This window comes from Paenarthrobacter sp. R1 (genome assembly GCF_030264015.1).
Classification (GTDB): domain Bacteria; phylum Actinomycetota; class Actinomycetes; order Actinomycetales; family Micrococcaceae; genus Arthrobacter; species Arthrobacter ureafaciens.
This window is the reverse complement of the sequence record NZ_CP127115.1, coordinates 909,275-929,780: the sequence shown is the minus strand read 5'-3', so window position 1 is coordinate 929,780 and position 20,506 is coordinate 909,275. Positions and strand designations below refer to the sequence as shown.

Below are 20,506 nucleotides of genomic sequence, written 5' to 3'. Positions count from 1 at the left end.
TCCTAGAACTTGATCTTCACGGTGCGGCTCATCCAGAAGCCGCCAAGAACGAACAGGATGGCGCTGGCGACCAGCATCGCAATGCCCCAAACATTGGTCACAAAAATGGCCATGTACTTCGCATTCATGACGGTCAGAAGGAGGCCTACACCCACCGGTAGAGCCATGAGGATGTAGGCTGACATCTTGCCTTCGGCGCTGAGAGCCTTGACGTGCGCTTTGATCTCGCCGCGTTCGCGGATAGTCCCGGCGACTTGCTCAAGGACCTCCGCGAGGTCGCCACCGACCTCGCGGTTGATCTGGATGGCCTGGCCGATCCACCGGAAATCCTCGCTCTTCATACGCGCAGCGCAGTCCTCGATGGCTTGGCGCGGATCCTTGCCAACACGGACCTCATTGACAATCCGACTGAGTTCCTCCGAAGTGGGAGCTTGGGCTTCCTGTGCCGCCGCCTCCAAGGACCGCATGATGCTATGGCCGACCCGAAGGCCGCCGATCAACATCTGGATGGTGTCTGTTAGCTGGGCATCAAATCTTGTCCTGCGCCTGTCAGTCTTTAAGACGAGGACCAGCTTTGCCGCGAAGGGGGTGCAAAGGGCCAGCAGCAAGCCTAGGACCAGGTTGCCCAAGAAGGTGCCGAGAGCCCCCGACAGAACAGTGGCAATGACCACCAGCACGGTGAAGTCGGCGGGAGCCTGCTTCACTCCGGCCTTGTAGAGGACATCCCGGTTGAAGGGTCCACCAGAGCGGCCGATGGCAGTGTCGACGAGCTGCACGGCGGACTGGGACACCCTGCCTACCGCCGACTCGTCCTGCAGTGCCCCATTGCGCCGACGCGAAAGAGGAATTCTTCCATTGCGCGGCTTGAGGACCACCACGACCACCACAAACAGGGCGGCGACGCACATTCCCAGCGCGGCGTAAAACACGATGGGGGAGTCCACGGCTATCGCCTCCCCACGGGAGCGGCGGCGATTCCGAACACGGACGGCGAGACGTGGATGCCAAGTTCAGTAAAGCGGTCCAGGAATCGTGGCCTGATACCAGTTGGCAGAGCCCTGCCCAGGAACCGTCCTTGGGCGTCAAGCCCCGCCGAGTAGTCGAAGAGGAAGGCATCCTGGAGTGTGACCACGTCGCCTTCCATCCCCTGAACCTCGGTGACATGGGTGACCCGGCGTGTGCCGTCCCGCAAGCGCGTCACCTGCACAATCAGGTCTACGGCGGATGACACTTGTTCCCGGATGGCACGGAGGGGGAGGTCCATACCTGCCATGAGGACCAGCGTCTCGAGCCTTGCGATCGCGTCCCGGGGAGAATTGGCGTGGACTGTGGATAGCGAGCCATCATGGCCGGTGTTCATAGCCTGGAGCATGTCCAGGGATTCGCCGCCGCGGACCTCGCCGACGATGATGCGGTCAGGTCGCATACGCAGCGAATTCCGCACCAGGTCCCGGATAGTTACTGCACCCTTGCCTTCGATGTTGGGCGGACGGCTTTCCAAGCGCACCACGTGCTGTTGCTGGAGCTGGAGCTCCACCGCATCCTCGATGGTGACGATCCGGTCCGACTCCGGAATGAAGGAGGACAGGACGTTGAGAAGCGTCGTCTTGCCGGTACCGGTACCGCCGGACACGATAACGTTCAACCTTGCCAGCACGCAGGCACTGAGCAGTTCCGCCATCTCGTGGCTCATGGAGCCCCATTCGATCAGGTTTCTCACTGTAAGCGGCACCTGGCTGAACTTCCTGATGGTCAACGAAGGGCCATTGACTGCAAGGGGTGGGATGATCGCGTTAACACGCGAACCATCTTCCAAGCGGGCGTCCACGAGTGGCGAGGACTCGTCGATTCGTCGTCCCACTTTGGAAACGATTCGCTCGATGACCTTGCGTAGGTGGTCGTCGGAACTGAACTGCAGGTCAGTGAGAGCCAAGTGACCATGGCGTTCAACGTAGATCTGGTCAAACCGGTTAACCATGACTTCAGTTACTGACGGATCTTCCAGAAGCCGCTGGAGTGGCCCGTATCCCATGACCTCGTCCGAAATTTCGCGGATCAATCGCCGGCGTTCTTCCGGTGAAAGCGGTACCTGCTCGTCATCGATGAACGTGGAGAGTTCATCTACGGCGAAGGACCGGAGGTCTTCTTCCGAGGCCGAAGCGTCGCTGATCCGGGTGCCCATCCGTTCGAACAGTGCCGACGCTGCCCTTTGCTTCAACCCGGCCAAGGCGTCCACGACAGGGGCCGCGGGTGCCCCGCCCAGCATAGGCGCCGCAGGAGCCGGCATGACCAGGGCCGGAGCAGTTGGCTGTTCGCCTGCCGAAACGTTGTCGCGTTCGACAGAAGCCTGCACCGCTGCCAGCGGATTATTGTTTGACAACCTCTCTGACAACTTCACGAGACCACCACCCTTCTATGCAGTTTGTTCTGGGGCGCGGCGGCCAAACGTGGATCGAACCGCTCCACCAGTTTTTTGAGACCCTTGAATGCTGCGTCCCGCGTATTTCCTTGCAGGACGGGAACTCCCCGGTTGGTTGAGAAGGGAAGGTTCCGGGAGCGTGGGATAACTGTGTCGATCGGAACGCCGATGGTAGCCTCGACGTCCTGAACAGACAGCCCGCTCTTCCTGTCGGCGAAATTGAGAACCGTATGCCTGCCCTGCGGCAGAAGTTGCAGTTCCTTGAGGACACTGAAGGACTTGCGCAATCCGCGAATGCTGGGCACATCCATGCCGCACACCCACACCCCATCGGTAGCCAACTCCAACGTGGCAAGGCAATGTTCACCGAGCCCCGGAGCAGTGTCGACCACCACGTACTTAAACTCCGTTGCCAACTGGTTGATCAGCCTAGTGACATGTTCTGCGGTGATGTAGTCCGACTCTGAGGGCTTCCGTGGTGCGCATAGGGCGTAGATTCCGGCCGGATGGACGGTGAGGAACGCTTTGAGGACCATGGAGTCCTGCGCAGCGGGACCATGCACGGCTTCCGTGATGGAATGTTCGGGCTCCAGCAACAATCCGGAAGCCACGTCACCGAATTGCAGGTCAAGGTCAACGATGACGACTCCCATCGGCGCCACTGCGCCGAGCCCGACAGCCAGATTGGTAGCTACTGTCGTTTTCCCCACCCCGCCTTTGGGCGACATGACAGCGATGACCCTACCCCGGTCTTGACCGGATTCCGCCGCGGGTTGCATTCCGCGGCGTCTGCTGGCCGCTGCCAGGCAGGCACGCTCCAACAGCACTCGCAGCTCGTTGACCTCGATTTCAGGAGACACGATGTCGCGGATGCCGGCATGCATGGCCCGGAGAACGATATCCGGGTCAGTTACAGAGACAAGCAACAGGCTGATCTCCGGGTACTGGAGGTCAAAGACGGTGGCCAGTTTGAGGGCATCGTCCGGATTGACTCCTGGACCCAGGATCATCACTTCCGGCGGCGCACCTGTCAGCTGCTTGAAGACATCGTCGGTGCTCCCCTGCAAAACCTCGGGGGAGAGGGTTTGCAGGTCACCGTGCAAAGCTCCTGAGATGGCCTGGCGAACCCGCCCTTCGAAGTCACGGACAGCCGTGACGGCTACGAACCGGGTCATTTCAACACGCCTCCCAAGGTGGTGACGGGGGGTTCGCTCGTTGCCGTCTTATCAGTTTGCTTGGACAGGTAGAGTGTTCCGAACTCTGCTCCGAAGACCATCTTGGCCGCATTGGCGTCACTGAGGGCCACGGTGACGTAGGCCGAACCATTGGGCAATGCAACGCTGCCGTCGCTATTGGCGGACTTCTTTTCGGTATCTGGTGCGGCCTGTTGGACGGCAGTCACCAGTACATCGTGGTAGAGCAACTTGGTGTACTGCTTCCAGCTCTTAACATCCGCTGGAAGGTCAACGCCAGCCGGCACCTCCCCGTCGAGTTTGAAAGATGCGAAGACTGTGATCTTGTCGCCCGCTTCCAGGCGTCCGCCCAGGATACGTTCCGGTGCCAGAATGAAGGTTTGCTCCTGCAAACCGTCAGGTACCGGAACCGTGCCGGGAGCCAAATCCTTGGGGCTGACCAGCTTGACACCCAGCAATTGTTCGCCAGGTTGGAGGTCAACGGAGGTGACTTTCCCGTTCTGGTCGCCCAAGGCATTGATGGTGCCCGGAGCGACGGCAGTCTGAGGAAGTGTTTCGGTCTTGACTTTGGAACCTAGGTCCTCGGCCTTGGTACCGGCCGGGATGCGTTCCTTGGCTACGAGAACGGTGACGGGATCGAGCCCTTGCTGCGCCCGCTTGTCGGCTCCCTGAACGTAGGTGACCAACAAGACGGTGCCTATGACTGCTAATAGCAGTGCCGCAATGCCTCCCAGTAGGCGTGCTTTCACTTTTTACTCCTTTGAATTTGTGTTGCGAAATTGAGTAGCGTTGCTACTCCGTGAGATAGACGACAGAGGCACCGTAATTTGTAGTACCGCCTGTCGGCTGCATACCCTCGTCGAGACTTACGAATCGGGTGAAGTACCCCTGAAGCCCACGGCAGTTTCCATTGCAACTGGGAGCAAGAGGGTCCACAACGGCCCCAGAGCCGCTGAACTTATAACCGGTCACCTGGAATGCAGCGAAGCCGATCAGGGTGTATTTCGCATTGCTTCCGTTTCCGGTAGCTGAGTTGAATAGTGGTATCAGAGCAGGCTCGCTCATGATGTTTGCCAGTGCTGCGTTGCAACCTGCTGCATTAGGAAAGTGGTTTCCTGGCTGTCCGTTGACAGTCGCGTTTAGGGAGATTTCCGTGGAACAGCCTGCGTCGGTGACCAGCCATCCGAACCCTCCTGGCTGATAACCGTTTTGGGCTGCGCATCCGGGCACTGTAGGCGTGTTTTCGTCATAGCGCAGAAGAAGGTGTGTGGGTATCGGATCACCCGTGAAATTACCGGTGGAGTTCAGCGATGCCAATTGCGTCGGCGACAGGTACTTCTTGAAGACGCACTCGCTGACAGTCCACGGAAGAGTGCTCGCTTTGGAAGGAGCCCCCCACTGTGCCTCCGCGACGGCGTTCACTGGAGTCGTGTCAAAGCCGAGGATTCGGGCAAAGTAAAGGGAGAAGCTGTCCTGGCCGGCTGTATCCCTAGCGTTCGTAGCTACGCGGACTGTGGAGCTTGCCGGGAAAGTAACGCTTGCCCCCGACGCGTTGTCGTTGGCATTGCTGTTGGCAAACTGGTTGCCCGTGGCTGAACTATCGCCGCAACTGCCGTTGGCGCAGTCTGTGGCGATCGCAAGAGCTGCCGCGTCTGCCCCGTTCTGCAGTTGGGCCTTCTCGGCATACAGCGCGCCAACGTCAACAGCCAGGGCTGCGAAGCCAAGAAGCACCACCATCATTCCGGCCACCAGGATGGCGGCGGCGCCACGTTCGTTGGGTTCATCTGCAGGGCGGCGAAGGCGCCGCGTTAGTAGCCTCTTTAGCCGCCGCATCGCATGACTCCTACGCCTTGCATGTTGAGTGGGAAGATGCCCCGAGCCCCAAAAAAGCCAGCGTCGAGGAACCCGGACATTGAAGGCAGAGAGACGTTGGTTGTCACGGTCACATTGGAGCCGGGAGCACAACCGGCGGCATTATCAGTGACGGTGACCCCCAGCCCGCTGAGCGAGGGAGCTGCCGCCAGAGCTTTGCCGGAGACGTTCAGGCCACCTTCTTGGTAATGGACGGCCGCGTAGCGGGCACCCTCTCGGGCTGCCTCCGTCAGCGACACCTGGACGTTCAGTGCACGCCCAAATTCAATAACGCCTATCAAGATCAGCAGTAGTACAGGCAAGAGGAGTGCCATTTCCACGGCTACTGCGCCGCGCTCGTTCTTTTTCGGTTTCATGACCGTCTCCCAGACCCAGAATGACGAGAAGGTTTGTGCTTTAAAGAAAACGGTTGGCTGCGGCGGCGACGGGTGTCGCCATCGCAGCCAACCGCTCCTTCGACCTAAAGCGCGGCCGCGACGTCGAGGAAGAGCTGGTTGATGGCGGGACCAAGGATCAGGAGGCCGGCGACCACCACAATGGCAATCAGGGAGACCATGAGGCCGTACTCAACCATCGTGGCGCCCTTCTCTTCCTTGGTGAGGCGGGTCTTGACGCCGGCGATGAACGAGGTGACGGAGAGCATAAGAGCAGACATTGGAAAATCCTTCCCAGATAATGATTTGTGAAATGATGGGTTTCAGTTATAGGTCCGCAAATTATGTGAATTTGCTACGTCCTCCGAACTACCCCCGTATTTCCTTTAGCGGTCCGGAATTCGATGTCTCAAGAATTCCCCAGGGGCATGGCAAGGAACAATGCGTAGTCGTACTCGATTTATTGGCGCGCCAATATCCGCTCACACGTAGGGTCCCGGGGGAGTACTCAGTTTTGGCACGGAAACAGCCATGGGACTACTTGGAAAGCTCAGGAGACTTAGGTTTTTCCGGGCGGAACCGGCCGCTGCCCAACGGGAAGAGAAGAGCTAAGGACGTACTACTGGAGCACCAGCACGACGCCCAGGGCAGCTGCAACCATAGCGGGGCCGTGGGCCGTTTCGGCCGGTTTTTCCGCGGATCTCAGCCGTAACATCAGCACCGTGAGCACCCCGCCCACCACGAACCCCAGTAGTCCGCCGAAGAGTACTTGCTTCCAACCCAAGTACCCCAAGTACAGTCCAAGCGGAGCTGCGAGCTTCACATCGCCCATTCCGAGGCTGCGCGGCGAAATAATTCCCAAAATCAGGTAGCCGGCGAACAAAACCAGCCCTCCGAGGAGGGCTCTGAGCAGCTCCGGCCACCCCGGTGAGAGCGCGGAAGAGACCCCCAGGAGTACCAAGCCGCCCCCCAGAAGACTCAGAACAAGGCCGTTCGGCAGTAAATGGAGGGCAAAATCAATTCGGGAAAGCTGCACTCCAAGAAGGGCCAATAAAAGAAAGGCCGGCAGCTCCGGGGAAATACCAAAACGCCACCCCAGCAAGCCGAACAGCAGCGCGGTGACTGCCGCCGTCGTGATCCGTACCCTTAGAGAGGGAAGCCCGCCGAGCCGGGGGAGCGACCGGGCGATGAGCAGCTCACTCAAGGGACTCAACAGCAGGCCGCCCAGGGCGAGCAGGAGCGGCAGGGTAAGTCCGTCGGTCATGAGCCCTCCTTAAAGGCAGCCGGCCCCAAGGCGCGGTCACCCCATTTTGACCCGGACATACCGTTGAAGGTATTGTTTATAGTCGTTGTGCGTGTCCTATCTCGATGACACATGCCCACTTGGGGATCCAGTTGCAGGGTCAGTAACCCGGGTGGCATTTCGAGACTTTGGGATGACTGGTCTATAGAGCCCTCACCTCTGCTCCGGTAACGCATACAGAGTAGGTGCACGTCTTATTGCGTGTCCCAAAACATGAACGCCAGAACAAGAACGAGGCAAAACCGTGCGTACGTACACCCCGAAGCCCGGCGATATCAACCGCCAGTGGCACGTCATTGACGCCACCGATGTTGTCCTTGGTCGTCTTGCCAGCCAGACCGCAACACTGCTGCGCGGAAAGCACAAGCCGACCTTTGCGTCCCACATGGACATGGGCGACTTCGTCATCATCATCAACGCTGAAAAGGTCGCCCTCACCGGCGCCAAGCTGGAGCAGAAGCGCGCATACCGCCACTCCGGTTACCCGGGCGGCCTGACCTCCGTCAACTACGCAGAACTGCTGGAGAAGAACCCGGTTCGCGCTGTTGAGAAGGCCATCAAGGGCATGCTCCCCAAGAACTCCCTTGCAGCCCAGCAGCTGGGCAAGCTCAAGGTCTACGCAGGCCCGGAGCACCCGCACGCTGCACAGCAGCCGAAGACTTTCGAAATCACCCAGGTCGCCCAGTAGTCCTGGCCACCAAACAACTTTTTATTCAAGGAGAACCGTGGCTCAGAACGAAGAACTGACCGCCGAAGCCGTCGAGGCTGAGGAAAACCTCACCAGCTACACCTCTGAAAGCGCACCCGCCGAGGACGCGCCCAAGAAGGAGCGCCCCGCACTGACCGTTGCCGGTGCAGCTGTTGGCCGTCGCAAGGAAGCCGTTGCACGCGTTCGCGTTGTTCCGGGTTCCGGCAAGTGGACCATCAACGGCCGCGAGCTGGCCAACTACTTCCCGAACAAGCTGCACCAGCAGGATGTCAACGAACCGTTCCGCGTTCTTGACCTCGAAGGTGCTTACGACGTCATCGCCCGTATCCACGGCGGTGGCCCCTCCGGCCAGGCTGGCGCACTGCGTCTCGGCATTGCTCGTTCCTTGAACGAGATCGACGTCGAGAACAACCGCCCCACCCTCAAGAAGGCTGGCTTCCTCACTCGTGACGCCCGCGTCATCGAGCGTAAGAAGGCCGGTCTCAAGAAGGCACGTAAGGCTCAGCAGTACTCCAAGCGCTAAATTGCGTTTCGCCCCCTCGCGGGGCACGGAAGCCCGTTTCCACTATTTGGTGGGGCGGGCTTCCGTCGTTTAACGTGCGGAAACCGCGGCGGGCGTGACGCTCCCGTACGCGCCGTGAACGGGTGCCGGGCCGCCGTCGTCTAAACTTGACCCGATGTCTAGATTATTTGGAACAGATGGCGTGCGCGGTCTCGCGAACGGATTGCTTACCGCGGAGCTGGCTATGCAGCTCGCCCAGGCCGCCACCGTCGTACTCGGCCATGACCGCACAACCGACGGTAAGCGGCCGCGCGCCGTCGTCGCCAGGGACCCCCGGGCCAGCGGTGAATTCCTCGCCGCGGCCGTCGAAGCCGGGCTTTCGAGCTCCGGCGTGGACGTCTACGACGCCGGTGTGCTGCCCACTCCCGCCGCCGCTTACTTGGTGGCAGACCTCGACGCCGACTTCGGCGTGATGCTGTCGGCCTCCCACAACCCGGCGCCGGACAACGGCATTAAGTTCTTTGCCCGGGGCGGACAGAAGCTCCCCGACGAGGTGGAAGATGCCATCGAGGCGCAGCTCGGCAAGGAGCCGCAGCGCCCCGTGGGTGGCGACGTTGGCCGCATCCAGCGTTTCTCCGACGCCGAAGACCGCTACATCGTCCATCTCCTCCGCACTCTGCCCAAGCGTTTGGACGGCCTCAAAGTAGTCCTGGACTGCGCGCACGGTGCGGCCAGCGGTTGCTCGCCGCAGGTATTCAAGGACGCAGGTGCCGATGTGGTTGTCATCGGCGCCGAGCCTGACGGCCTCAACATCAACGACGGCGTCGGCTCCACGCACCTTGGCCCGCTCAAGGAAGCGGTGGTTCAGCACGGTGCGGACCTCGGAATCGCCCACGACGGCGACGCCGACCGTTGCCTTGCCGTGGACCACGCCGGTAACGAGGTGGATGGCGACCAGATCATGGCCATCCTGGCGTTGGCCCTGAACAAGGCCGGCAAGCTCAAGGACAACATCCTGGTTGCCACCGTGATGAGCAACCTTGGACTGAAGATCGCCCTTCGCGACGCCGGCATCACCATCCGTGAAACCGCCGTTGGAGACCGCTACGTCCTCGAGGAGATGCGCGACGGCGGCTACAACCTGGGCGGCGAACAGTCCGGCCACGTGATCTTCTCCGACTACGCCACCACGGGCGACGGTGTCCTGACCGGTCTCCAGCTGGCTGCCCAAGTGGCGCTCACCGGACGCAGCCTGCAGGAACTCGCTACCGCGATGACCAAGCTTCCGCAGCTCATGATCAACGTCAAGGGCGTGGACAAGGCCCGCGCCGGAACCGATGAGGGCGTGGCAGCTGCCGTTGCCGCCGCTACTGAGGAACTCGGCGAGACTGGCCGTGTATTGCTCCGTCCTTCCGGCACGGAAGCGCTGGTGCGCGTCATGGTTGAAGCTGCGGACATGGAAACCGCTGAGCGCATCTGCACCGGCCTGGCTGCCGTGGTCAAGGAACGTTTGGCAGTGTCTACCGAGCTGGCTGTCTGAGGCTCTGACTTTACGAAAGCGGCCCGCCCTCGGAAAGGGGAGCGGGCCGCGTTCGTTAAAGCGGGGGCAGCCCGCCGCTGGATCTCACAGGTAGTCCGGCGCGGCCTCCAGGCCAAAGTACTCCTCCAAGGTGGCAATGCCGCCCGTGGCCATGGCCGTGGCTGCCTCCACGCCGATGTACCTCAGGTGCCATGACTCGTAGAAGTAGCCGGTGATCTCGTGGAACATCCACGGATAGCGGACCACGAAGCCGAACTTGTATGCGTTCGCTTTGGCCCATACTGCGGCAGGCTGTTCCGCGAAACATGGCTGGAAGCTGCATGCTCCACCGCCGTCGGAGATGTCGAAGGACCAGCCGGTTTGGTGTTCGGAGAAGCCCGGCCTGGCCGACGCACGGTCCGCAGCTGCCTGGCCGCTGCCGGCGACGTAGCCGTTGTAGGTGGCCACTTGGGTGGAATAGGACCGGTAGCCGGAGGCCAAGGCCATGATGACGCCCTCCGCTGCCGCCGCGCCGAACATCTTTTCTGCGGCAGCCGCTGTCGTAGTGTTCAGCAGGCTCGCTTCGCCGCTGACGGCGAGCCGCACGGCGGGCTGCACCAGATCGGCGGGCACGTAGTTTTGCGGGTTCAGGGGACGGTGCTTGTTGACCACCACCCAGGGGCTGGCGGGGTCGGTGAGTGAGTACTGCGTAGCGGCAGCGCCCGACGGCGACGGACTGGATGCAGCTGACGTTGGAGTGCTGGTGGCCGCTGCCGCAGGAGTCACTTCCGGAGCGGGGGTAGTGGCGGCTGCTGAGGGAGTGCCGGTTGGCGCGTCAGCCGCAGCGGGGGAGGGCGTGGACGTCTCAGGGGTGCAGGCGGAGAGGGCGATGAGACCGGCGCCGGCGGTCAACAGCCCCGTGAATGCCCGCCTGCTGGGCTGCCCTGTGCTTCCCACGGGCGTCATACCTTCCGCAGAAGCATGCGCCGGATGGAGTGGTCCGCATCCTTGGTGAGCACCAGCTGGGCGCGCCCCCGGGTGGGGAGGACGTTCTCTTCGAGGTTGGGTTCGTTGATCCGCTTCCAGATGCCACGGGCGGTTGACTCGGCGTCCTCGTCAGACAGGGTGGCGTAGCGGTGGAAGTAGGACTCCGGCTGGGCGAAGGCCGTGGTGCGGAGCTTGCGGAACCGGTCTACGTACCATTCCTCGATGTAGGAGGTCTTGGCGTCGACGTAGATGGAGAAATCGAAGAAGTCGCTCAGGGCCAGGCCCTGCTTCCCGTCGATGCGGGGGCGTGCGGGCGCCAACACGTTGAGGCCTTCCACAATCAGGACGTCGGGCCGGCGGACCACCACTTCCTTGCCCGGCACGATGTCGTAGGTGACGTGCGAGTACCAAGGCGCCCGCACTTCCTCGGCGCCGCCCTTGACGGCGGACACGAAGCGTAACAGCGCACGCCGGTCATAGGACTCGGGGAACCCTTTCCGCTCGAGCAGATGGCGCCGCTTCAGCTCGGCCAAGGGATAGAGGAATCCATCGGTGGTGATGAGTTCCACATTCGGGGTCCCGGGCCAGCGGCGGAGCATCTCGCGGAGCACACGGGCGATGGTGGACTTGCCCACCGCGACGGATCCGGCCACGCCGATCACGAAGGGCGTGCGCAGTGTTTGTTCGCCAAGGAAGGTAGTGGTGGCTGCGTGCAGCTGGTGCGAGGCCTCCACGTAGAGGTGCAGGAGGCGGGAAAGCGGGAGATACACCTCCCGTACTTCCTTCATATCAAGGGGGTCGCCGAGGCCGCGGAGGCGGAAGATGTCCTCTTCGTTGAGGGGCTGCTCCATCTGGGCCGCAAGCCGGGACCAGGTCTGCCGGTCCAGCTCAACAAAGGGAGAAGCGCCGTCGCCATTTGCTTCGGTGCGTTGCAAAGTCACGCTCTCGATTCTGCCCTCCGCAGGGCTGATCAGGAAATGCGCGACGGGCAGCGATGGCCGGAGTCGTGATCCGTGTCTCACCAGTCAGGCGAGGAGAGGGGATGTCCCACGTCAGTTGTTTGACTGAGCCGGTAGGCTTGACCTCATGTGTGGAATCGTAGGCTATGTTGGCAATTCGTCTCGTAAGGCAGCTGAGCACAGCGCCCTTGACGTCGTTGTGGAGGGGCTGCGTCGTCTTGAGTACCGCGGCTACGACTCCGCTGGCGTCGCAGTAGTGGCTGACGGGACCATCTCGTCCCGGAAAAAGTCCGGAAAGCTGAGCAACCTGGTCAGCGAACTTGAAGCAAACCCGGTCCCGGAATCCCTGACCGGCATTGGCCACACCCGTTGGGCCACCCACGGCGGACCCACCGACCGTAACGCCCACCCCCATCTCTCCGACGGTGGCCGCCTGGCGTTGATCCACAACGGCATCATCGAAAACTTCGCCGAACTCAAGCAGGAACTCCTCGCCAAGGGCGTCACCTTCGAATCCGAAACGGACACCGAAGTTGCTGCCGCCCTGCTGGGCGATATCTTCCGTTCCGCGAATGGCGACGGCGGTGACCTCACCGCTGCGATGCGCCTGGCATGCCAGCGCCTCGAAGGAGCCTTCACGCTTCTGGCCGTTCACGCCGACCAGCCCGACGTCGTCGTTGCTGCCCGCCGTAACTCCCCGCTCGTGGTGGGCCTCGGCGACGGTGAGAACTTCCTCGGTTCGGATGTCTCCGGCTTCATCGACTACACCCGCCGTGCAGTCGAACTCGGCCAGGACCAGATCGTCACCATCACCGCCGACTCCGTGGAGATCACCGACTTCTTCGGCGCTCCGGCCGAGGGCAAGGAATACCACGTTGACTGGGATCCTGCTTCCGCGGAAAAGGGCGGCTTCAACTCCTTCATGGAGAAGGAAATCCACGATCAGCCCGACGCCGTAGGCCAGACCCTGCTGGGCCGTTCGGACCTGAACGGCAAGCTGACCCTGGATGAACTCCGTATCGATCCCGAGCTGCTCAAGCAGGTCAACAAGATCATCGTCCTCGCCTGCGGTACTGCTGCATACGCCGGCCTCGTGGCCAAGTACGCAATCGAGAACTGGTGCCGGATCCCCACCGAGGTTGAGCTCGCCCACGAGTTCCGTTACCGCGATCCGATCGTGGACGCCAACACCCTGGTGGTCTCCATCAGCCAGTCCGGTGAGACCATGGACACCCTCATGGCCGTCCGCTACGCCCGCGAACAGGGCGCCAAGACGATCTCCATCTGCAACACCAACGGATCAACCATCCCGCGTGAATCCGACGCCGTGCTGTACACGCACGCCGGCCCGGAAATCGCCGTGGCTTCCACCAAGGCGTTCCTGGCTCAGATCACCGCCGCCTACCTCCTTGGCCTCTACCTGGCGCAGTTGCGTGGCAACATCTTCAGCGGCCAGATCAAGGATGTCCTGGCGGACCTCGGCAAGATTCCTGCCAAGATCCAGCAGATCCTGGACGGCTCCGGCCCGTTGCGCGAACTTGCCCGCAGCATGAAGGACGAGAAGTCCGTGCTGTTCCTCGGCCGTCACGTCGGCTACCCGGTGGCATTGGAAGGCGCCTTGAAGCTCAAGGAAATCGCCTACATCCACGCCGAAGGCTTTGCCGCCGGTGAACTCAAGCACGGTCCGATCGCCCTGATCGACGACGGCCAGCCCGTCTTCGTCGTGGTGCCGTCCCCGCGTGGCCGCGATTCCCTGCACTCCAAGGTGGTCAGCAACATCCAGGAAGTCCGTGCACGTGGTGCCCGCACCCTGGTTATTGCCGAGGAAGGCGACGAGTCGGTCAAGGACTACGCAGAGCACGTGTTCTACGTACCGGAGACCCCCACGCTGCTCATGCCGCTGCTCACCACGGTTCCGCTGCAGATCTTCGCAGCAGAGCTTGCAGGAGCGAAGGGCTACGACGTCGACCAGCCGCGTAACCTCGCCAAGAGCGTGACCGTAGAATAACCGCATGATTGTTGGCATTGGCGTAGACGTCGTAGACATCGAGCGGTTCGGACGGCAGCTGGAGCGGACACCGGGACTAAGGGACCGTTTGTTCGTGCCCGCGGAGAGGGAACTCAACACGCGTTCCCTGGCTGCCCGGTTTGCCGCGAAGGAAGCGGTGGCAAAGGTCCTGGGCGCTCCTGCAGGTATGAACTGGCAGGACTGCTGGATCGGCCTTGATGAGAACGGCCCCACCGTGCAGGTGAAGGGAACGGTTCTGGCCGTTGCCGAAGCCAAGGGCGTCAAGCGTTGGCACCTGTCCATGAGCCACGACGGCGGCATCGCCACGGCCACGGTCCTGGCCGAGGGCTAGGGCAGGCACAACAGAACAATGATCAGCGCCTTCACCGGACAACAGATCAGGAACGCGGAACAACCGCTCCTGGACTCCGGTGAGGGCGCTGTTCTCATGCAGCGGGCAGCCTATGGCCTGGCGCAGGAAGTTGTCCGCGAAGTCCGGAAAAGGCGCAAGCTCACCGGTGCCAGCGTTACCGTGCTGGCCGGCAAGGGAAACAACGGTGGCGACGGCCTGTTCGCTGCCTCCATGCTGGCGCGCCGGGGAATGCGAACGACGGCGGTACTCGCCGCGGACGCGGCCCATCCGGAAGGGCTGGCTGCGTTTGAAGCTGCGGGTGGCCGGGTGCTCCACCTGGAATCCGGCGACCCCGAAGAGCTGGCCGTCGTGGCTGCCGGAAGCGACGTCGTCATCGATGCCCTGCTCGGGACAGGTGCCCGGGGTGGGCTGCGCGGTGCCGCTGCGGAGTTGGTTGCCTGCCTGCAGGAGCTCGGTCCCGCGTGCGTGGTGGCCTGTGATGTTCCCAGCGGCGTTGACGCCAACTCGGGCGAAGTGCACTGGCCGGTCCTGGAGGCCGATGTCACGGTCACATTCGGTGGTATCAAGGCCGGACTGCTGGCCGATCCCGGCGAAGGCTGTGCGGGCCGCGTGGTGCTGGTGGACATCGGCATCGAGCACCTGTTGGCCGCACCGGAACTGCGCCGGCTGACCGCCAAGGACGCAGCGCTCTTGCTGCCCCGGCCTACCCGCCGCTCCCAGAAGTACTCCAGGGGAGTGCTGGGTGTGGTGGCCGGTTCGGAGCGATACGTGGGGGCGGCCGAATTGTGCGTGCATGCGGCCGCCGTCTCCGGTGTGGGCATGGTCCGTTACCAAGGGCCGGAGGCTGCTGCCCGCCAAGTCCTGGCCCGTACCCCGGAATCGCTGTGGGAAAGCGATGAACCCGGCCGCGTGCAAGCGTGGCTGATCGGACCCGGCGTGGACGGGAATGAGCAACAGGACCGCGCCCGCAAGGCGTTTCGGTCCGCCTTGGACGCCGGGCTGCCGGTGGTGGTCGACGCCGGCGCCCTGAGCCTCCTCCCGGAGCGTTGTCCTGCGAACTGGATTCTTACCCCGCATGCCGGTGAGCTCGCTACCCTGCTTGGCTCCTTGCATGCGGCCGGGGAGGTGGCTGTGACCCGTGAGGACGTCGAGTCCAGGCCGCTCCATTTTGTCCGCCTGGCTGCCCAACAAACCGGGGTCACAGTGCTCCTGAAGGGTGCCTCCACACTGGTGGCGTCGCCGTCGGGCGTTGTTTTCAGCCAGTCCGAGGGGACGCCTTGGATGGCCACCGCGGGAAGCGGGGACGTCCTGGCGGGGGTGCTGGGATCGTTGATGGCCCAGTCCGCTGAGGCACTGACGGACGACGATGGCGCTTACGCAGCCTTGGGGCTGGCAGTGGAGGACCGCTGGGCTGCTGTGGCGGCAGTTGCGGCTACCGTTCATGGCCGTGCCGGCACCGCAGCGTCGCGGGTTTTTGACGGGGGGCCCCTTACTGCCTCGGCGATCATGGGGGCTGTACCCCACGTTCTGGGTTCGCTCAGCGCGGAATGCGACTCGAGAAAACGGTAAGGTTACTGTCTTGTCGTAGGTCATGAGTAGGCTTGCAGCAGTTGTTCGCATCATCCAAGAGGAGAACGCATGGAAGTCTGGCCTGGATCGGCTTATCCGCTCGGCGCCACGTTTGACGGCACGGGCACCAACTTTGCTTTGTTCAGCGAAAGGGCTGAGCGGGTGGAACTATGCCTCTTCGATGACGACGGCGTGGAAGAGCGCGTCGAAGTCACGGAAGTGGACGGCTATGTGTGGCACTGCTACCTTCCGCAGGCACAGCCAGGGCAGAAGTACGGCTACCGGGTGCACGGTCCTTATGATCCCGATGCAGGATTGCGGTTCAACCCGAACAAGCTCCTGCTGGACCCGTATGCCAAGGCAGTCCACCGGCAGATTGACTGGGACCCGGCGTTGTTCTCCTACAACCTTGGAGACCCTGATTCCCGCAATGACGACGATTCCGCTCCCCACATGATGCTGGGCGTGGTCATTAACCCGTTCTTCGACTGGGACGGAGACAAGCTTCCGCGCATCCCGTACCACAAGTCGGTCATCTACGAAGCCCACGTCAAGGGCCTCACCCAGCTGCATCCCGAGGTACCCGAAGAGCAGCGCGGTACCTATGCCGGCGTCGCCCATCCGGCAGTCATTTCCCACCTGCAGAAGCTCGGGATCACAGCCATCGAGCTGATGCCGGTGCACCAGTTCGTGAATGACGGCATCCTGCAGGACAAGGGCCTGAACAACTACTGGGGCTACAACACCATTGGCTTCTTCGCCCCGCACAACAGCTACAGCTCCAAGGGCGATACCGGCCAGCAGGTCCAGGACTTCAAAGCGATGGTCCGTGCCCTGCACACCGCAGGCATTGAGGTCATCCTCGACGTCGTGTACAACCACACGGCCGAAGGCAACCACCTGGGGCCCACGCTGTCCTTCAAGGGCATCGACAACTCGGCCTACTACCGCCTGGTGGAGGACGACCAGAAGTACTACATGGACTACACCGGTACAGGGAACTCCCTGAATGTCCGGCACCCGCACTCGCTCCAGCTGCTCATGGACTCCCTGCGCTACTGGGTCACGGAGATGCACGTCGACGGTTTCCGTTTTGACCTCGCCTCCACGCTTGCCCGCGAGTTCTATGACGTGGACAAGCTCTCCACGTTCTTCGAACTCATTCAGCAGGACCCGGTAGTGTCCCAGGTCAAGCTCATCGCGGAGCCGTGGGACGTTGGCCCGGGTGGCTACCAGGTGGGCAACTTCCCGCCACAGTGGACGGAATGGAACGGCAAGTACCGGGACACCGTCCGCGACTTCTGGCGGGGCGAGCCGTCCACCCTGGGTGAATTTGCCTCGCGCCTCACAGGCTCGGCCGACCTGTACGAGCACTCCGGCCGCCGGCCCTATGCCTCCATCAACTTTGTCACCGCCCATGACGGCTTCACCTTGATGGACCTCGTTTCCTACAACGAGAAGCACAATGACGCCAATGGTGAGGACAACAACGACGGCGAATCCCACAACCGCTCCTGGAACTGTGGCGTCGAAGGACCCACGGATGATCCCACGGTGCTCGGCTTGCGTGCCCGCCAGCAACGGAACTTCATTGCTTCCCTGTTCCTGTCCCAGGGTGTCCCCATGCTCCTGCACGGCGACGAACTTGGCCGCACCCAGCAGGGCAACAACAACGGTTACTGCCAGGACTCCGAGCTCACGTGGATCGACTGGGAAAACGTCGACCAACCGCTGATCGAGTTCACCGCTGCAGTCAGCGCCCTCCGCGCCAAGCACCCGAGCCTCCGGCGGAGCCGCTTCTTTGACGGACGCCCGGCGATCCGTGGCGAGGGCGAACGCCTTCCGGACATCGTGTGGCTGGATAAGGACGGCGGCACCATGGCTCCCGAAGACTGGGACGCCGCCTTGGGCCGGTCCGTGGGAGTCTTCCTGAACGGCGACGGCATCCGCGGCCAGGACAACCAGGGCCGACGGATCACCGACGTCAACTTCCTGCTGTACTTCAACGCGGACGTGGATGAGGTGGGCTTCAGGATCCCGTCCGAAGAATACGCCCCCGCCTGGGACGTCATGATCGACACCGGCGCTGAAGGCGCCGTGGCCGACGTCGTCAAGCCGGAGCAGATCCTCATGGTCGCCGGAAAGTCGCTCGTGGTCCTCCGCGCCCACACCGCGCCCGAGGTCGAGCCGGACCACTCCGTGGCTGCTTCGCTGGCGGCACTGACCCAGACCAGCACGCCTGAGACCGCTTCGATCACGGCGCCGGCGGTGTCGTCCTTGGCTCTGGATTACAAGGATGACGACGCCGGCAGCGAGGCTACCGACGCCGAAGCTACCGAAGCTACCGAAGCTCCGGAGGCGGAAGAGGACGCAGAAGGGGACAAGGCATGAGGACGCCGGTCTCCACGTACAGGCTCCAGATCCGCCCAAGCTTCACGCTTCAGGACGCGGCCAAGCTGACCGGCTACCTGCACAACCTTGGTATCGACTGGGTGTACGTCTCGCCGATCCTCACGGCGGAGGAGGGCTCGGACCACGGTTATGACGTGACCGATCCCTCCACCGTGGATCCCTCACGTGGGGGACCGGAGGGTTTGGCTGCCTTGTCCAAGGCCGCCCGTGAGCAGGGGCTCGGTGTCCTGGCGGACATCGTGCCCAACCACATGGGTGTCGCAACACCGGGACAGAACCCCTGGTGGTGGGACCTGCTCAAGGAAGGCCGTAAGTCCAAGTACGCCGAGGCTTTCGACGTCGACTGGGACTTCGGCGGCGGCAAGATCCGTATCCCGGTGCTGGGCAGCGATGACGATGTTGACCAGCTCAAACTGGCCGACGGTGAACTCCATTATTACGATCACCGCTTCCCGCTCGCCGAGGGCAGCTTCAACGACGGCGATACCCCGCAGGAAGTCCATTCCCGCCAGCACTATGAACTGGTGGGCTGGCGTCGTGCGGATGCCGAACTGAACTACCGTCGCTTCTTCGCCGTCAACTCCCTGGCCGGCGTTCGAGTGGAGGTCCCCTGGGTCTTTGACGAGTCCCATGAGGAAATTGTGCGGTGGTTCCGCGAGGGCCTGGTGGACGGTCTGCGGATCGACCACCCCGACGGCTTGGCGGATCCCGAGGGCTACCTGGTCCGGCTTCGCGAAGCTACCGGTGGGGCCTACTTGCTGATCGAGAAGATCCTGGAACCAGGGGAGAAGCTCCCGGAGACGTTCCAATGCGAGGGAACTACGGGCTACGACGCCTTGGCGGACGTGGACCGCCTGTTCGTGGATCCGGCTGCGGAGGAGTACTTGAACTCCCTGGATGCCCGCCTGCGCGATGAAGCCGAACCCGCGGATTACCACGTGATGATCCACGGCACCAAGAGGCGGATCGCGGACGGCATCCTGCGTTCGGAGATCCTTCGCTTGTCCCGGTTGGTTCCCGAATCCAGCGCCTTGCCCCGCTTGGACGTCGCTGACGCCCTGGCTGAGATCATTTGCTGGTTCCCCATCTACCGCTCCTACCTTCCGTACGGGCGGGAGGTCCTTGAGGAAGCCATCGCCAACGCGGCCTCCCACCGCCCCGAGTTGAGGTCGGTCCTTGAGGGACTCCAGCCCCTTCTGCTGGATACCTCGGGAGAACTGGCGCGCCGCTTCCAGCAGACATCCGGCATGGTGATGGCCAAGGGAGTGGAGGACACTGCGTTCTTCCGCTACACCCGTCTGGGCACCCTGACGGAGGTCGGAGCGGACCCGACGGAGTTCGCCATTGCTCCGGAGGAGTTCCACGAACGCATGGTGCGCCGCCAAGCCGAGCTTCCTTTGTCCATGACCACCCTCAGCACCCACGACACCAAGCGCAGCGAGGATGCAAGGGCCCGAATCACGGTTATCGCGGAATCGGTCCCGGAGTGGGAGCTGTTCCTGGGCACCGTGCAGGAACTGGCTCCCATTCCGGACGGCCCCCTCGCCGCGCTCATCTGGCAGGCCATCGCCGGAGCATGGCCTGCGGACCGCGGAAGGCTGCAGTCCTACGCGCTGAAAGCCGCCCGGGAGGCCGGCAATTCCACTAACTGGACCGATCCGGACCAGGAGTTTGAGCGGCACTTGGCTGCCGCCGTCGACGCCGTCTTTGACGTCCCTGAGGTGGAAGCTGCGCTGGAGAACTTCGTCGCCGAGCTGGAACCGTACGGTACTTCGAACTCGTTGTCGGCCAAGATTGTCCAGCTGACGATGCCGGGTGTGCCGGACGCTTACCAGGGCACGGAATTCCGGGACGGATCACTCACCGACCCGGACAACCGGCGCCCGGTGGACTTCGACGCCCGGATCAGTGCGCTCGCCGAGCTCGACGCAGGCGCCCAACCTGAGTACACGGAGGAAGCCGCAAAGCTGTTGGTGGTCTCCCGGGCGCTGAGGCTGCGCCGGGACCGTCCGGAACTGTTCGGCGGTTACCGTCCGGTGCCTGTCCAAGGTTCGGCTGCTGCCCACGCAGTGGCGTTCGACCGTGGAGACGCGAAGCCCGGCGCCCTCACGGTTGCCACGCGCTTGCCCAAGCGCCTGGCCCGCGACGGTGGTTGGCGGGGCACGTCCATCGACCTGCCTGGCAGCTACAAGGACGAGCTCACCGGCTCTACCTACCAGGCAGGCTCCGTTGAGTTGGGCACACTGCTGGACCAGTACCCCGTGGCGCTGCTGGTACCGGTCGACTGAGTCTGCAACGCTCCGCTGT

At 62.7% G+C, this 20,506-nt stretch carries 18 protein-coding genes; 8 read left to right on the top strand and 10 right to left on the bottom strand.

Translation table 11 applies throughout. The features are described 5' to 3' along the window. Positions 1 to 2: 2 nt before the first annotated feature. The 8 genes from QN084_RS04435 to QN084_RS04400 all read right to left on the bottom strand — a co-directional run bounded on the left by QN084_RS04435 (position 3) and on the right by QN084_RS04400 (position 7,122). The gene (locus tag QN084_RS04435) at positions 3 to 944 is read right to left on the bottom strand and encodes a type II secretion system F family protein (RefSeq protein WP_083261945.1); all 942 of its coding nucleotides are present in this window, start codon (positions 942 to 944) and stop codon (positions 3 to 5) included. Positions 945 to 946: 2 nt separating this feature from the next. Further along, positions 947 to 2,287 carry a TadA family conjugal transfer-associated ATPase gene (locus QN084_RS04430; protein ID WP_083261964.1) on the bottom strand — a complete coding sequence of 447 codons (1,341 nt, stop codon included), beginning with the start codon at positions 2,285 to 2,287 and terminating at the stop codon, positions 947 to 949. Between the two features lie 107 nt (positions 2,288 to 2,394). Then, a complete protein-coding gene (locus QN084_RS04425; RefSeq protein WP_069695771.1) occupies positions 2,395 to 3,594 on the bottom strand; it encodes a CpaE/TadZ family protein in 1,200 nt (399 codons plus the stop codon). Next, the gene (gene cpaB, locus QN084_RS04420; RefSeq protein ID WP_069695770.1) at positions 3,591 to 4,361 is read right to left on the bottom strand and encodes a Flp pilus assembly protein CpaB; all 771 of its coding nucleotides are present in this window, start codon (positions 4,359 to 4,361) and stop codon (positions 3,591 to 3,593) included. The genes QN084_RS04425 and cpaB overlap by 4 nt, the downstream gene beginning before the upstream one ends. 43 nt (positions 4,362 to 4,404) lie before the next feature. Continuing rightward, entirely contained in the window at positions 4,405 to 5,352 is a 948-nt protein-coding gene (locus tag QN084_RS04415) for a pilus assembly protein TadG-related protein (protein WP_264450018.1), read from the bottom strand. Between the two features lie 80 nt (positions 5,353 to 5,432). Then, positions 5,433 to 5,840 carry a TadE/TadG family type IV pilus assembly protein gene (locus QN084_RS04410; RefSeq protein WP_069695768.1) on the bottom strand — a complete coding sequence of 136 codons (408 nt, stop codon included), beginning with the start codon at positions 5,838 to 5,840 and terminating at the stop codon, positions 5,433 to 5,435. A 104-nt stretch (positions 5,841 to 5,944) separates the two neighbouring features. Next, positions 5,945 to 6,139: a Flp family type IVb pilin gene (locus QN084_RS04405; RefSeq protein WP_069695767.1), complete on the bottom strand. Its 195-nt coding sequence runs from the start codon at positions 6,137 to 6,139 to the stop codon at positions 5,945 to 5,947. Between the two features lie 338 nt (positions 6,140 to 6,477). Further along, positions 6,478 to 7,122, bottom strand: coding sequence for a prepilin peptidase (locus tag QN084_RS04400; protein ID WP_062097458.1), 645 nt, complete (start codon positions 7,120 to 7,122; stop codon positions 6,478 to 6,480). A 283-nt stretch (positions 7,123 to 7,405) separates the two neighbouring features. Between QN084_RS04400 and rplM the strand changes: the two genes are divergently transcribed. The 3 genes from rplM (at position 7,406) to glmM (ending at position 9,912) form a co-directional block, all read left to right on the top strand. After that, the gene (gene rplM, locus QN084_RS04395) at positions 7,406 to 7,849 is read left to right on the top strand and encodes a 50S ribosomal protein L13 (RefSeq protein WP_021472448.1); all 444 of its coding nucleotides are present in this window, start codon (positions 7,406 to 7,408) and stop codon (positions 7,847 to 7,849) included. Between the two features lie 37 nt (positions 7,850 to 7,886). Next, positions 7,887 to 8,393, top strand: a complete 507-nt coding sequence (gene rpsI / locus QN084_RS04390; RefSeq protein ID WP_021472449.1) for a 30S ribosomal protein S9 — start codon at positions 7,887 to 7,889, stop codon at positions 8,391 to 8,393. Positions 8,394 to 8,547: 154 nt separating this feature from the next. Continuing rightward, on the top strand, positions 8,548 to 9,912 hold the full coding sequence (gene glmM / locus QN084_RS04385; RefSeq protein WP_069695766.1) for a phosphoglucosamine mutase: 1,365 nt from the start codon (positions 8,548 to 8,550) through the stop codon (positions 9,910 to 9,912). Positions 9,913 to 9,996: 84 nt separating this feature from the next. Here glmM and QN084_RS04380 read toward each other — a convergent pair whose 3' ends face one another. Together QN084_RS04380 and coaA are read right to left on the bottom strand one after the other, a co-directional pair. Continuing rightward, complete coding sequence (locus QN084_RS04380; RefSeq protein ID WP_062097455.1) at positions 9,997 to 10,857, bottom strand: M15 family metallopeptidase; 861 nt, start codon at positions 10,855 to 10,857, stop codon at positions 9,997 to 9,999. Beyond that, positions 10,854 to 11,819, bottom strand: a complete 966-nt coding sequence (gene coaA / locus QN084_RS04375) for a type I pantothenate kinase (protein ID WP_021472452.1) — start codon at positions 11,817 to 11,819, stop codon at positions 10,854 to 10,856. The genes QN084_RS04380 and coaA overlap by 4 nt, the downstream gene beginning before the upstream one ends. A 145-nt stretch (positions 11,820 to 11,964) precedes the next feature. On the opposite strand from coaA, the gene glmS reads away from it, so the two are divergent. From glmS to treY, 5 genes are all read left to right on the top strand, one after another. After that, positions 11,965 to 13,845: a glutamine--fructose-6-phosphate transaminase (isomerizing) gene (glmS, locus tag QN084_RS04370; protein ID WP_062097453.1), complete on the top strand. Its 1,881-nt coding sequence runs from the start codon at positions 11,965 to 11,967 to the stop codon at positions 13,843 to 13,845. A 4-nt stretch (positions 13,846 to 13,849) separates the two neighbouring features. Further along, positions 13,850 to 14,197 (top strand): holo-ACP synthase, encoded by a 348-nt coding sequence (locus QN084_RS04365; protein WP_011775548.1) that lies wholly within the window; start codon positions 13,850 to 13,852, stop codon positions 14,195 to 14,197. An 18-nt stretch (positions 14,198 to 14,215) separates the two neighbouring features. Continuing rightward, positions 14,216 to 15,787 carry an NAD(P)H-hydrate dehydratase gene (locus tag QN084_RS04360; protein WP_170828565.1) on the top strand — a complete coding sequence of 524 codons (1,572 nt, stop codon included), beginning with the start codon at positions 14,216 to 14,218 and terminating at the stop codon, positions 15,785 to 15,787. 69 nt (positions 15,788 to 15,856) lie between these two features. Continuing rightward, positions 15,857 to 18,178 (top strand): glycogen debranching protein GlgX, encoded by a 2,322-nt coding sequence (gene glgX, locus QN084_RS04355; protein WP_021472455.1) that lies wholly within the window; start codon positions 15,857 to 15,859, stop codon positions 18,176 to 18,178. Continuing rightward, positions 18,175 to 20,487 carry a malto-oligosyltrehalose synthase gene (gene treY, locus QN084_RS04350; protein WP_069696869.1) on the top strand — a complete coding sequence of 771 codons (2,313 nt, stop codon included), beginning with the start codon at positions 18,175 to 18,177 and terminating at the stop codon, positions 20,485 to 20,487. The genes glgX and treY overlap by 4 nt, the downstream gene beginning before the upstream one ends. The last annotated feature ends 19 nt before the right edge of the window (positions 20,488 to 20,506 follow it).

What these genes read in the sequence shown, in the direction of transcription:
- QN084_RS04430 (WP_083261964.1), bottom strand. Translation starts at nt 2,287, where the DNA reads ATGCCGGCTCCTGCGGCGCCTATGCTGGGCGGGGCACCCGCGGCCCCT.
- QN084_RS04425 (WP_069695771.1), bottom strand. Translation starts at nt 3,594, where the DNA reads ATGACCCGGTTCGTAGCCGTCACGGCTGTCCGTGACTTCGAAGGGCGG.
- QN084_RS04415 (WP_264450018.1), bottom strand. Translation starts at nt 5,352, where the DNA reads ATGATGGTGGTGCTTCTTGGCTTCGCAGCCCTGGCTGTTGACGTTGGC.
- QN084_RS04410 (WP_069695768.1), bottom strand. Translation starts at nt 5,840, where the DNA reads ATGAAACCGAAAAAGAACGAGCGCGGCGCAGTAGCCGTGGAAATGGCA.
- QN084_RS04405 (WP_069695767.1), bottom strand. Translation starts at nt 6,139, where the DNA reads ATGTCTGCTCTTATGCTCTCCGTCACCTCGTTCATCGCCGGCGTCAAG.
- QN084_RS04400 (WP_062097458.1), bottom strand. Translation starts at nt 7,122, where the DNA reads ATGACCGACGGACTTACCCTGCCGCTCCTGCTCGCCCTGGGCGGCCTG.
- glmM (WP_069695766.1), top strand. Translation starts at nt 8,548, where the DNA reads ATGTCTAGATTATTTGGAACAGATGGCGTGCGCGGTCTCGCGAACGGA.
- QN084_RS04380 (WP_062097455.1), bottom strand. Translation starts at nt 10,857, where the DNA reads ATGACGCCCGTGGGAAGCACAGGGCAGCCCAGCAGGCGGGCATTCACG.
- glmS (WP_062097453.1), top strand. Translation starts at nt 11,965, where the DNA reads ATGTGTGGAATCGTAGGCTATGTTGGCAATTCGTCTCGTAAGGCAGCT.
- QN084_RS04365 (WP_011775548.1), top strand. Translation starts at nt 13,850, where the DNA reads ATGATTGTTGGCATTGGCGTAGACGTCGTAGACATCGAGCGGTTCGGA.
- QN084_RS04360 (WP_170828565.1), top strand. Translation starts at nt 14,216, where the DNA reads ATGATCAGCGCCTTCACCGGACAACAGATCAGGAACGCGGAACAACCG.
- glgX (WP_021472455.1), top strand. Translation starts at nt 15,857, where the DNA reads ATGGAAGTCTGGCCTGGATCGGCTTATCCGCTCGGCGCCACGTTTGAC.
- treY (WP_069696869.1), top strand. Translation starts at nt 18,175, where the DNA reads ATGAGGACGCCGGTCTCCACGTACAGGCTCCAGATCCGCCCAAGCTTC.